The sequence below is a fragment of the Cytobacillus solani genome, from assembly GCF_006704205.1.
GTDB lineage: Bacteria > Bacillota > Bacilli > Bacillales > Cytobacillaceae > Cytobacillus > Cytobacillus solani.
In genome coordinates, this window is record NZ_CP041305.1 from 2,406,153 (window position 1) to 2,418,868 (window position 12,716).

Here is a 12,716-nt window from a genome sequence, read left to right on the forward strand (position 1 = left end):
GAACAAGAGTTGAGTTCGGACAAGTTTGCTGAAGATAAGAGAGATCGAGTCTGAACAAGAGTTGAGTTCGGACAAGATTGATGAAATAAAGAGAGATCGAGTCTGAACAAGAGCCAGGTTCGGACAGGTTTAGTGAAATCATGAGTAATCAAGTCCCTACCTGAGTCCATTTTATAGATCCCTACAAAAGAGAATGTACTCACGATAAAATCAATACTACTTATTCTTAAAAAAACATAATCATTTTAACACTCCGGTTGCGAGAGTTTGTAATATACTTCTTATTTCGGAGCCTCTTTTCCGTGCACAGTGAATCATAAATAATACTTCTTCGATTTCCTGTGGAGTAGAAACCTCAGTGAGCCAATCCGCTAATTCCTCTCCAGTAATTGAATATTTAATTGTAGAAATTCTAATCGATTTATAAGCTTTTAGTATATTTTTGAATGCATGAATATTTCTCCTATGGTCTGTGCCACGGTAATACGAATTTGAATAGGCCCTCTTGTGCATATAGAACCCCACCCTATAATAAATAATCCTCGTACTATTTTGCCTGCAATGTAGAGAGGACATACCCGAACTCACTAGAAATGTACAATTCATGACACTTACTTTATACCTGTTTACAAAATAGGTGTTTTTAACCAAAATAGGAATAAATACATAAAGGAGCGAGTGGATATGTCTAGTTTAGAAAAACTGCCAGATCTATTATTAGTCGAGACGTACTATAAAGCTGTTGCGATTGATCTTGAACCGAAATTTATTGAATTTCTATTATTTGAAATTAATAAAAGAGGCTTAGAGGTTTATTACGAAAAACAATTGAATTGATCCTGTATCTATAATTCTCCAAAAGTAAGCTTCAGTTACTCTACATGATTTATACCCATTTTCACAGTACTATTAACGTTATTCTTCTCGAACGTTTCCACACATGATAAAAATTCTCTCTCTTCAGCCTAATCCCGTCAAATCCACCCCAAATTTAATGCATTTCCTTTCAATTTCATATAAAATGGGAAATAGAAAATGAATAAGGATGGTATCCCAAATATGAAAACGGCAGTAGTCACGGATAGTACAGCCTATATCCCAAAGGAACTACGGGAAAAATTAAATATATATATGATTCCACTTAGTGTAATTTTTGGAAATGAAACATATCAGGAAGAAATCGATATAAGTGCTTCTGACTTCTATGAGGAAGTAAAGCATAAAGAACTCCCGACGACCTCTCAGCCTCCAGTTGGACAGTTTGTAGAGCTTTTTGAAAAGCTATCAAAGGAATATGATGCTGTTATCAGCGTTCACTTATCAAGCGGGATTAGCGGTACATTCCAAGGTGCGGTCACTGCTGGAGGGATGGCGGAAGGAATTGAAGTCTTTCCATTTGATTCTGAAATCAGCTGTATGGTGCAAGGCTTTTATGTGCTGGAAGCAGCGGAAATGGCTGCAGAAGGTCATTTACCACAGGAAATAATGGCGCGGCTAGAAGAAATGAAGCATTCGATTCGCGCATATTTTATGGTCGATGATCTATCCCATTTACAGCGCGGCGGACGTCTTTCAAGTGCTCAAGCACTTATCGGCAGCTTGCTTCAAGTAAAACCGCTTCTCCATTTTGAAGAGAAGGTCATTGTCCCATTTGAAAAAATCCGCACACGCAAAAAGGCAATGAAACGAATCGTCGAACTCCTTGAAGAGGATGCCAAAAGCGGTGCCCCTTATCGAGCAGCAATTATTCATGCCAATCGAGAAGCAGAGGCAAACGAATGGAAAGCCGAGCTTGAAGCCCAATTCCCAAATGTTGAATTTATGATCAGCTACTTCGGTCCCGTCATCGGTACCCATCTTGGTGAGGGTTCGATGGGACTAGGTTGGGTAAAGAAGAAATAAACGTTCCCTGACTTGCAAAAAAAGTTACTTCGGGGGAACGAAAAGGACCCGATATACGCATTACACAGAATACACGGTAACAAATAGAGTAAAAGCGTGACTGAAAGTAACGAAAAAGGATTCATACAGGAACGATTAGAATTGAAATGTGCCCGTTACTAGTCAAAAAGGCTTAATGAGGTAACAAAAAATAACTAACAGAGGTATTCGGATCGTATGCCGGGTGCCTCTAATACTACTGAGGTGATCCTTTGCGATTTGCCATCGTCCATTCGAAACTCCTTCCCGATAAACTCCTTTATTCCCCTGAAAAAACATACCCAATCTCATCAATTGATCATATTCCCGTTCAGCAGACGAATTTAAGCTACTCCTACAATATATTGCTACAACAACAGCTAGCAGGCAAACAGCTTTTGCTCGATGATCTTGCCATTCCCCTCGAAGAAATCCAAGAACATTACGAAAATGGTTACCTCATCTACCGGAAAGGGATCTCAATAGAAAAAAATAAACCTATCTGCAATCGCTGCGGCAACAAAGATAAACATTTTTTCGCTCACTTTCCATGTGCCCGATGCGGCGAACAGTGCCTATATTGCCGTAAGTGCATAATGATGGGGAGGATCAGTGCATGCACCCCATTAATCAGCTGGACAGGACCGACTATACAAGTAGAAATCCATAGTCCGCAGCTCTCTTGGAACGGTTCCCTATCCGAAGGACAGCAAGTGGCCTCTGAACGAGTTGTACAGGCAATTAATGAAAACAAAGAGCTCCTCGTTTGGGCAGTGTGCGGGGCAGGGAAAACCGAAGTGCTTTTTCAAGGCATAGATGATGCGCTTACCGCTGGAAAAAGAGTGTGTCTTGCAACGCCAAGAACAGATGTGGTACTTGAGTTAACTCCTCGTCTAAAAAGTGTTTTCCCGAACATCCAGGTTGCTTCCCTCTATGGTGGGAGTGAAGACCGCCATTTGAATGCCTCCTTAACGATTACAACAACCCACCAGCTTCTTAGATTCTACCAAGCCTTTGATACTGTCATTCTCGATGAAGTTGATGCCTTTCCCTATTCTGTTGAGGAATCTCTCCAATACGCCGTCCATCAAGCGCGAAAGCAGTCATCGTCCATGATCTACCTTACTGCTACCCCAAATGAAAAATGGCAAACCGAATGCCTTCAAGGAAAAAAGGACTTTGCAACAATTCCTGCCCGCTACCATCGTCATCCTTTACCAGTGCCGCATTTTCAATGGTGTGGGAACTGGGAAAAGGGGCTAAAAAAGAATCGCCTTCCCCCAACCATCGTTCAATGGGTAAAAAAGCGTCTGGACTCTAACAAGCAATGCCTCCTATTCATTCCTAAAATCGATAAAATGGAAAAAATCCTTCCGCTCATCCGATCGCTCCATCCGAAAATAGAGGCGGTCCATGCGGAAGATCCAAATCGGAAGGATAAAGTAATCGCGATGCGGAACAAGGAAATCCCCGTGCTCCTCACCACAACGATTTTAGAAAGAGGAGTAACTTTCCCCAATATTGATGTGGCCGTACTAGGTGCAGAGGACCGTATTTTTACTGAAAGTGCCCTCGTTCAAATTGCCGGCCGCGTGGGCAGGAGTGCACAGTTCCCAAGCGGCGAGATCACTTTTTTTCATTATGGTAAAACAAATGCAATGATTCGTGCGAAAAATCAAATCTTAAAAATGAACGAAGAAGCTCGAAAGAAAGGACTGATTGATTATTGAACACTGTCTTGTTTGCTTTTCAGAAATGATGCCGCAAATGGGCTGGACTACGTTATTTTCAAAAGAAGAATCAAGCTACATGTGTACGGAATGCTACGCGAAATTTGAAAAAATTGAAGGAGAAACCTGTAAGAGCTGTGATCGTCCTTTAGTGGAAATAGAACCACAATTTAAAGCGGGGAATCGGTGCTTAGATTGCATCCGTTGGGAGGAGGATCACGAATGGGCAGGTACGCTTGAGAGAAACCATTCACTTGTCCATTACAACGATTTTGCCAAAGAAGTGATTGCACGCTTCAAATATCGTGGGGATTATTTGCTTTCGTATCTATTTGTTCCGTTAATCAAGAAAAAGCTCCAATTGATCTCTTTTGATGCAATCGTTCCGATCCCGTTAAGCGAGGATCGACTCTATGAAAGAGGATTCAATCAATCAGAAGCTATAATTTTAGCTTGTGGCTATCAGCCAAACAATCTCCTCACTAGAATTCATTCAGAAAAGCAATCAAAGAAATCCCGCTCAGAGCGCATTCACCTTTCACAAGTTTTTCAAACAAAGATCAACATTCCAAATAAAAAAATCCTCCTCATTGACGATATATATACTACAGGTTCTACACTTAGACATGCCGCGAAAGTCCTTAAAGAAGCAGGCGCCCAATCAATAACCTCGCTGACAATAGCAAGAGGATAACAGAATTTCGGAAATCTGCCATTTTCTAATTTCCGGCATTCAGGCTATAATTGTGGAAAAAGAGATCTTAAAGATAATAAGGAGGAGCCAGCGTGTCTGAACTGACAAACTGTCCAAACTGTAATGACATATTCGTAAAAAACCAATTCCGTGAAATCTGCCAAAATTGCTGGAAAGAGGAAGAAAAGGCATACGAAACGGTCTACCAATTCATCCGCAAACGTGAAAACCGTGCGGCAACAATGGAACAAGTAGTAAGCGCAACCGGAGTAGAAGAAGAGCTAATCCTAAAGTTCATTAAAACAGGACGTCTCAAATTAACACAATTTCCAAACCTTGGATACCCATGTGACAAATGCGGAGCGATTATTCGTACAGGAAAGCTTTGTGATCATTGTTCAGAAATTCTTCGAAAAGAGCTAGATGTTTTCGCAATGGAAGAAGAGCGTAGATTGGAAATTGAGAGAAGAGAAAAGAATGCAACTTATTTTGCGATGGATGAGAAGATTAAAGGGAGAAATTAACATTGAACTAATTACCTGTGAGAAATGTGGGCAGATTGTGATTCATCAAATGAATCGATCATCTGAACGTGTGTCTTACAGGTTTTTTATTTCAGGAAATTTTATTAGCTAGTTCAAATTAAGCAAAGGGACATTCATTTCAATAGGTATTTAGAAGTAATTTCAGCTAACTTAAAAATAATATTTAAAAACTTTACACTTTTACCGATAATAACTATATAGAAATTCGCTCGGAGTGAAAGTGAGGGATATCAATGAAAATCAATAACTTTGGCACTTCAGGTGTAAACCCATATAAACGCCAAATGAATAAACTTGATAATATAGCAAAAACAACAGCAAACGCAACAGATAAAATAGAAATCTCAACAACAGCAAAAGAAATGCAGCAAGTCACCCAATATGCGGTCAACCGCCAAACAAAGGTAGATGAACTGAAAATACAAGTAGAGAACGGCAACTATAAGATCAACCCAAATGAGGTCGCAAAAAGCATCCTCAATTTCTATAAAAGATAAGGATTGGAGGGGAAACACATGTCCGCCGAATTGTTATACGCATCCATGGAAAAGCTGTGCAAGCTTCATAAAAGCCTCTATGAGCTCGCAGTGAACAAAACAGACATCATCAAAACCGGGGACATGGATGCCCTAAACCAATTGTTAAAAGACGAACAATCCCATATCGCGGCCATTGATCAAATGGAGAAAGAACGCCAAAAAGCCGCAAAGGCTCTTGCGCCTCACATCGATCAACCGACAGTTACAGATTGTATGGATCGTCTTTCAACTGCTGAACAGGACAAGATTACAGACATTGCCAATGAACTCGTCCAACAAGTCCTTCATTTAAAGGAACAAAACAATCTCAATCAGCAGCTCATTCATAATTCTCTGCAATTCGTCAATGTTTCTATGAATTTATTGCGTCCGCAGCCTGAAAATATAAACTATGGACCACCTAAAAAAAATAAAAAGTCTTCCGAAAAAAGCGCCCAAGGGATGTTTAATTCGAAAGCATAACAGAACGGAGGAACAATCATGCGCCCAACTTTTATGGGACTTGAAACAGCCCGCCGAGGTATGTTCACTCAGCAAAGTGCTTTATATATAACAGGACATAATATTTCAAATGCGAATACACCAGGATTTTCTAGACAACGGGTTAATTTTCAGCCAACTATTCCATATCCAGGTAATGGGATAAATCGTCCGTACTTGCCTGGGCAAATGGGGACAGGTGTCGAAGCAGGAAGTATTCAGAGAATCCGTGACAGCTTTATTGATGCTAGATACAGAAGTGAAAGTAATCAATTAGGATATTACGGAGCAAGATCTGATGCGCTGACTCGAATGGAAGATGTAATGAACGAGCCTACATCAGAAGGACTATCAGCAGCAATGGACAACTTCTGGAATTCCCTGCAAACATTAGGAACGAACCCGAATGAGAGCGGTGCGAGAGAAAGTGTCTTAGCGCAAGGAAATGCGATGGCAGATACTTTTAATTATCTCTCTACTACCCTTAATTCTATTCGTGACGATCTAAAGCAGAGTATTAGTGTAAATGTTGATAAAATAAATACTTTAGCTTATCAGATCAATGAAATTAATAAACAAATAGGTCAGGTGGAACCACATGGAGATCTTCCGAATGACTTATACGATGAAAGAGACCGACTAGTCGATGAACTTTCACAATTAGTGAATATCAAAGTGACAAATCAGCAAAGTGGAGGAATCCCATCACCAATTGCTGAAGGAACTTATAAAATAGAAATTCTGGATCATTCAGGGAAAAGCTTAGGGACGTTAGTTGATAAGAATACAATTGGCGGGGAACCAAATAAGATATCCTACAAAATGAATAATGATGGTTATGTTGAATCCTTATCAATCGGAAATGGCTCACCAGTAAAAGTAGAGGATTTCTCAAAAGGAACCCTAAGATCAGATATAGAGGCTTATGGGTATGTGGATAAAAGCGGGAAACAAGTGGGTACATATCCTGATATGGTAGATCAGCTTGATAAATTGGCTTTTGCCTTAATTAAGGAATACAATCATGTCCATAGAAGCGGAATTGATCTTGATGGGAATAGTGGGAAAAACTTCTTCCAGGATCTTTCAAGTTATAAAGGGGCAGCTGGTAAAATTTCAGTAGCACTCACAAACCCGAATGAAATCGCTGCTTCCCTCAATGGAAAAGGAAATGGGGATAATGCTTATAAAGTGGCTGAAGTACTCAGAAAGGATCTTTCTGAGTTTGAAGCACAGATTAAAGATTCCGCAGGCAACTTAATTAATTTAAAAGATTTCGCTCAAAATGATTTGAAAATGACAGGAAATATTAAGTCCTTCTATGGTGGGCTAATTACCTCCCTAGGTGTCAAAACACGGGAAGCAAATGTCTTAACTAATAATACTTTGACACTATTAGAGTCAGTAGATAGACAGCGGCAATCAGTTTCTGGTGTTTCACTTGATGAGGAAATGTCAAATTTAATTAGATTCCAGCATGCGTATAATGCATCTGCTAGAAATATCACAGTTTTAGACGAAATGTTAGACAAAATCATTAATGGCATGGGTACAGTCGGAAGGTAGGGATAAATAAATGCGTGTAACACAATCGATGCTTACTAATAATATGCTGCGAAACTTAACAAGTAGTTACCATAAACTCGGTAAATATCAAGAACAGCTAAGTTCTCAAAAGAAAATTTCAAGGCCTTCCGATGATCCAGTTGTTGTATTTAAAGGCATTTCTTATAGAACAAGTGTAAATGATGTTTCACAATACCAAAGAAATATGTCTGAGGTAAATGTATGGCTGGAAAATACAGAAGACGCACTTGAAAAGGCTGGTTCATCAATTCATCGGTTAACTGATTTAGTCACACAAGCAAACACTGGAACAGTAACTGATGACGATAGAAAGAAAATCGAAGATGAAATAGAGGAAATAAAAAAGCAGCTCGTTTCCATTGCTAATACGAAAATATCAGGGAAATATATATTTAATGGTTCGGATATTTATAATGCTCCTGTCAACTATGATGGGACGAACGTAACAATGAAATATAATAACGATGCTGTAAATATTGAAGTTTCTGCAGGTATTAAACTCCAAGTAAACTATTTAGGATCAAATGTATTTGGTGACGAGAAAAGTGGCATGTTTGCGGATTTGGAAGCTTTGCAGAATGATTTAAAAAATGGAAATGACCCAGACTTAGGAAAATTCATTGATGCATTTCAAAGTCATTTAAATACAGTTACATCTGCTAGATCAAGTATCGGTGCCTCGATGAACCGTGTAGATATGATTCAAAATCGCTTAGATTCTCAAGAAATCATTGCGACTAAGACAATGTCAGAGAATGAAGATATTGATGTGGAAAAAGTCATTTTAAACCTGCAAACCCAACAAAGTATTCATAGAGCAGCCCTAAGCGTTGGTTCAAGTATCATTCAGCCGAGTTTAGTTGACTTCTTAAGGTAAAAATAAAGCTATCTATATAGATAGCTTTTCTTTTTAGGGAGAGAATAATATGCAAATACCACAAATTCGTATAGAATCACAGGCTGGTAAAATTGGTTTGAATATTAATAAACCCATTCAATCGATTGAACAGCCTCAAGCTGATTTGAGCATAGAACAGCCTCCTGCCGAAATGACAATAAACCGTCAGCCTGGCAGATTAACAATTGATCAAACTCTAGCAAGAGAAAACCTAGACCTTAAATCAGTTTTTAAAAGAAATGATGAAAATGCTCAGCTTGGATACCAAACCTTAATGGAATATATAAGTAAAACTGTTCAAGAAGGCGATGAGCTAATGAAAATAGAAAATGGCGGGCAGCCGCTGATAGATCAGGTTGTAAGAGCAATGGATCGCGAGTCCGTATTTAATACTGGCAATACCCCTTCTCAAGACAGTGTACAAATAGACTATGCACCTGCAAAGGTTGAAATAGAATGGAATCGAAATAAACCTAATATTCAGGTTCAACTGAATAAGCCTATTCATGATTATACGCCTGGTAATGTAGAGGTTTTTATGCAACAATACCCATCATTAAATATAGACTTTACAATCTAAAGACTGTGGGGAGATAAAAGTGAATATCAAAACAAGGTATCATGAAGAAATTGAGGTAAGCAAAGAGGATATTATTTACTTTGGAAGCGGAATACCAGGATTTCCAGAAGATAAGGAATTCATCAACCTTCCTCTAGGAATGGACTCGTCTTTCAGTATCCTCCAATCAATAAACAATGAAGAACTTGGCTTTGTGATCGCTGAACCTTTCTCCTTCTTCAAGGAGTATGAATTTGATTTAGATGAATCGGTTATTACTCAACTGAAGATTAAGGACAAAACAGATATCATTATCTATTCAATTGTTACACTCGGTGATTCATTAGCCACATCAACCGTTAATCTGCAAGCCCCTATTATCATTAATAAAAGAGAAAGCTTAGGGAAGCAAGCCATTCTAAACACTGATAAATATCATACAAAGCATGTATTAGCAACAAAAAAACAAATGGGTCAGGAGGGGTAACGATGCTAGTTCTCACAAGAAGAAGAAACGAAAGTGTTATCCTGAATGAAAACATTGAAATAACAATACTAGAGATTGATGGAGATCAAGTGAAGGTTGGTATAAAGGCTCCGAAAGAAGTCGAAATTCTTCGTAAAGAGATAATGGTAAAAATTGAAGAAGAAAATATGAACGCATTAAAAGGAAATCATGATTTGAAAAAATTTTTTTAAAAGAAAAACAAAAAAGGTGTAAAAACTTCGAGAACCCTGTCGATATAATAAATAGTTACATAGGAAATAAGTCGGCCGACGAAATACTATGTCAAACTAACCACATGGAAGTGGGAACTTTCAAACTCAAGGAGGAAATTCAAAATGAGAATTAACCACAATATTTCAGCGATGAACACTCATCGTCAATTATCTTACAACAACAATGCTTCAGCTAAATCAATGGAAAAATTATCTTCAGGATACCGCATCAACCGTGCAGCTGACGATGCAGCAGGCCTTGCAATCTCTGAAAAAATGCGTAACCAAATCCGTGGATTAGACCAAGCATCTGCTAACTCACAAGATGCAATTTCTTTAATCCAAACTGCTGAAGGTGCATTAAACGAAACTCACGCAATGCTTCAACGTATGGCTGAATTAACTACTAAAGCAGCTAACGAAACTTTAACTACTTCTGATACTGCTAAAATTCAAGAAGAGATTACTGAATTAACAGAACAAATTGGTGCTATTGCTGAACAAACAAAGTTCAATACTAAGAATATCTTAAATTCATCATCTTCATTAACATTCCAAGTAGGTGCAAACTCAGGTGAAACTATTAAGTTAGACTTGGTAGATGCTACTGTTACTGCTCTTAAGCTTGATGCTGCTGGCGGTATTAAAGACCTAGTAAGTGATGTAACATCAACTGTTGATGGAAGCTTAAACGGTGTTGCAAAAGGTAACTTAGATATTATCCAAAATGCTATTAACACAGTTTCACAAAACCGCTCTAACCTAGGTGCTGTTCAAAACCGTTTAGAGCACACTATTAACAACCTAGGAACAACTTCTGAAAACTTACAAGCTGCTGAATCTCGTATTCGTGACGTAGATATGGCTAAAGAAATGATGACTATGACTAAGAACAACATTCTTACTCAAGCTGCTCAAGCTATGCTTGCACAAGCTAACCAACAGCCACAAGGAGTTCTTCAACTTCTTCGTTAATATTCTAAAGAATAAAAGAGATCTTAGAATTCCTAAGATCTCTTTTTTTTTAGGTAAAATACCCCTGTCCTTAATGTTTTTAATTAAAAGTCGATAATAGTAATAGAACTTTAGAATTTAAAAGGTGGCTATCATGGGTAAAAATACTATATCACTATGTATGATTGTTAAAGATGAAGAAACGTACTTAAGAAGGTGTTTGAATAGTGTTAGAAATCAAGTGGATGAAATCATAATAGTTGATACTGGTTCAACAGATTTAACTATAGACATTGCAGGAGAATTTGGGGCTAGCATTTTTACTTATAAGTGGGACAATGACTTTGCCTCAGCAAGGAATTTCTCTTTAGATAAGGCACAATCTGAGTATGTTATAGTACTTGATGCTGATGAATATTTAGATGAGAAAACAAACCTACAAAAGGAAATCGAAAAGCGAAAAGATTTTTATATCATAAATTTTAGGAATTATATGGATGGGGGCTATGTATCAAAACATCAAGCAATTCGATTATTTAAAAATAATATCAACCTAAGATATTATGGGAAAATTCATGAGCACTTAAATATTGATGCATTTAAGAATTTAACTAATGATTTTGCTGACTTTGTTATCCATCATGATGGCTATAAAAAAGAAACCTATGATAAAAAGAATAAGTTTGAACGAAATTTAAAGATTTTAGAAAAGGAAGTAAAAGATACACCTACTGGGTATAATATGTATCATTTAGGTACGCAGTATAGAATAGATGGCGATTATGCCAAAGCGTTAGATTTGTTTAGAAAAGCTTATCCACTAAGTAAAACCCAGATTTATTTACCCTATCTTCTTTATCTTATGGGAGATTGCTTATTACAGTTAGGTAGGTATAAAGAGGGGATTAATCTAATTAAAGATTCTATCGAAATATTTCCAAAGTATACTGGTTACTATTATTTAATAGGATTAATCTATGAACAACTAGACTATTTAAAGGAAGCAGAGAGGGCATTTGAGAGATGTCTTGAATTGGGAGAGGTTGAGGACTTGCAATCTTTAGAAGGTGTTGGAAGTTACTTTGCTCATATTAAATTATCAGAAGTACATCAAAAACAAGGTAATTTAATAAAGGCACTAGAATCATCATTCTCTGCATTGGAATTTAATAAGAATTTTCCACCTGCACTCTCACAGTATATTTCTGTATTAAAGTCTGCTGGCATTAATGAAAGTGATATAAAAGAAAATTTGATAAAGTCTTACCCAATCAATGATGTTAAGAAATTAGAGATTCTTACTGGTGTCTTATATGCTCATAGAAATAAACTCCTTCAGTTTTATATTGATGAGTTTAACATAAATGTAAATAAATCAGTTTTAGCAATTGCAGCCCTTTATAATAATGAATATGAGAAAGCTTATAAATATTGGAATGAAGAAGAAATATTAGATAAGAGTAATTTTAGTGATATCGTTACATTGCTGGTAGTTCAAAAAAACCAAGACTTGTTGGAGAAATTATTAAAGGCAATGAATCTTAATAAAAAAGAAAAGAAGGTGATGTCTTCTATAGTGGATGGAAAGGGAGAGATATTAAATTATTTTCCGGATACATTATTTGAAACTATAAAAGATGCATGTATAAATTTACTAACAATAGAAGAAGAGGCAGTTTTTTTAGATTTATTAAAAAGGTTAAATTTAAATGTACAAGAAAAAGAGCAATTAGTAAGATCAATATTAAATAAAGGCTATCTAGAGGTAGCTATATATTTAATAAATGAAGAATTAAAAATAAATAATACAAATTATGAATTAATTGGATTGCTAGGAGATGCATATGCTAGGCAAAATAAATATAAGGAAGCACTTGGTCTTTATACTCAGTTGATTGAAAAAATAGGAGATTATTCTTCTTATAATAGATTATTTTGCTTATATGAAAAGATTAATTACAGTGATGGACTACCCATGTTAAAAATTCAAATGAACAGAATCTTGGAAACTGAATTAGGGGTTAATATAATGACCTAGCTAATGTCTTGATTAGAAACAATGTGAAAAAGTTAATATTAATTAGTTCTCC

General features: G+C 36.9%; 15 protein-coding genes. 14 read left to right on the forward strand and 1 reads right to left on the reverse strand.

All coding sequences use genetic code 11. The annotated features are described in order from the left end of the window. Nucleotides 1–240: 240 nt before the first annotated feature. Nucleotides 241–513 carry a hypothetical protein gene (locus FI644_RS12100; protein WP_142108395.1) on the reverse strand — a complete coding sequence of 91 codons (273 nt, stop codon included), beginning with the start codon at nucleotides 511–513 and terminating at the stop codon, nucleotides 241–243. A gap of 171 nt (nucleotides 514–684) precedes the next feature. On the opposite strand from FI644_RS12100, the gene sda reads away from it, so the two are divergent. The 14 genes from sda to FI644_RS12170 all read left to right on the forward strand — a co-directional run bounded on the left by sda (nucleotide 685) and on the right by FI644_RS12170 (nucleotide 12,664). Beyond that, a complete protein-coding gene (gene sda, locus FI644_RS12105) occupies nucleotides 685–837 on the forward strand; it encodes a sporulation histidine kinase inhibitor Sda (protein ID WP_082446734.1) in 153 nt (50 codons plus the stop codon). A gap of 222 nt (nucleotides 838–1,059) precedes the next feature. Then, the gene (locus tag FI644_RS12110) at nucleotides 1,060–1,902 is read left to right on the forward strand and encodes a DegV family protein (protein WP_142109015.1); all 843 of its coding nucleotides are present in this window, start codon (nucleotides 1,060–1,062) and stop codon (nucleotides 1,900–1,902) included. A gap of 251 nt (nucleotides 1,903–2,153) precedes the next feature. Beyond that, complete coding sequence (locus FI644_RS12115; RefSeq protein WP_142108396.1) at nucleotides 2,154–3,650, forward strand: ATP-dependent helicase ComFA; 1,497 nt, start codon at nucleotides 2,154–2,156, stop codon at nucleotides 3,648–3,650. Continuing rightward, nucleotides 3,640–4,344: a ComF family protein gene (locus FI644_RS12120; RefSeq protein ID WP_369692284.1), complete on the forward strand. Its 705-nt coding sequence runs from the start codon at nucleotides 3,640–3,642 to the stop codon at nucleotides 4,342–4,344. Before FI644_RS12115 ends, FI644_RS12120 begins: the two co-directional genes overlap by 11 nt. Before the next feature lie 92 nt (nucleotides 4,345–4,436). Continuing rightward, a complete protein-coding gene (locus FI644_RS12125; protein WP_053478735.1) occupies nucleotides 4,437–4,868 on the forward strand; it encodes a TIGR03826 family flagellar region protein in 432 nt (143 codons plus the stop codon). A gap of 254 nt (nucleotides 4,869–5,122) precedes the next feature. Beyond that, complete coding sequence (gene flgM / locus FI644_RS12130; RefSeq protein ID WP_053478736.1) at nucleotides 5,123–5,386, forward strand: flagellar biosynthesis anti-sigma factor FlgM; 264 nt, start codon at nucleotides 5,123–5,125, stop codon at nucleotides 5,384–5,386. An 18-nt stretch (nucleotides 5,387–5,404) separates the two neighbouring features. After that, nucleotides 5,405–5,890: a flagellar protein FlgN gene (locus FI644_RS12135; RefSeq protein WP_053478737.1), complete on the forward strand. Its 486-nt coding sequence runs from the start codon at nucleotides 5,405–5,407 to the stop codon at nucleotides 5,888–5,890. Nucleotides 5,891–5,908: 18 nt separating this feature from the next. After that, nucleotides 5,909–7,474: a flagellar hook-associated protein FlgK gene (gene flgK / locus FI644_RS12140; protein ID WP_053478738.1), complete on the forward strand. Its 1,566-nt coding sequence runs from the start codon at nucleotides 5,909–5,911 to the stop codon at nucleotides 7,472–7,474. Between the two features lie 10 nt (nucleotides 7,475–7,484). After that, nucleotides 7,485–8,372 (forward strand): flagellar hook-associated protein FlgL, encoded by an 888-nt coding sequence (gene flgL, locus FI644_RS12145; protein ID WP_053478739.1) that lies wholly within the window; start codon nucleotides 7,485–7,487, stop codon nucleotides 8,370–8,372. A gap of 49 nt (nucleotides 8,373–8,421) precedes the next feature. Then, nucleotides 8,422–8,973, forward strand: coding sequence for a DUF6470 family protein (locus FI644_RS12150; RefSeq protein ID WP_053478740.1), 552 nt, complete (start codon nucleotides 8,422–8,424; stop codon nucleotides 8,971–8,973). A gap of 19 nt (nucleotides 8,974–8,992) precedes the next feature. Then, nucleotides 8,993–9,439 (forward strand): flagellar assembly protein FliW, encoded by a 447-nt coding sequence (gene fliW / locus FI644_RS12155; protein ID WP_056686561.1) that lies wholly within the window; start codon nucleotides 8,993–8,995, stop codon nucleotides 9,437–9,439. A 2-nt stretch (nucleotides 9,440–9,441) separates the two neighbouring features. Beyond that, entirely contained in the window at nucleotides 9,442–9,651 is a 210-nt protein-coding gene (gene csrA / locus FI644_RS12160; protein WP_053478742.1) for a carbon storage regulator CsrA, read from the forward strand. A gap of 144 nt (nucleotides 9,652–9,795) precedes the next feature. Further along, a complete protein-coding gene (locus tag FI644_RS12165) occupies nucleotides 9,796–10,647 on the forward strand; it encodes a flagellin N-terminal helical domain-containing protein (RefSeq protein WP_053478743.1) in 852 nt (283 codons plus the stop codon). A 133-nt stretch (nucleotides 10,648–10,780) separates the two neighbouring features. Continuing rightward, nucleotides 10,781–12,664, forward strand: a complete 1,884-nt coding sequence (locus FI644_RS12170; protein WP_053478744.1) for a TPR domain-containing glycosyltransferase — start codon at nucleotides 10,781–10,783, stop codon at nucleotides 12,662–12,664. The last annotated feature ends 52 nt before the right edge of the window (nucleotides 12,665–12,716 follow it).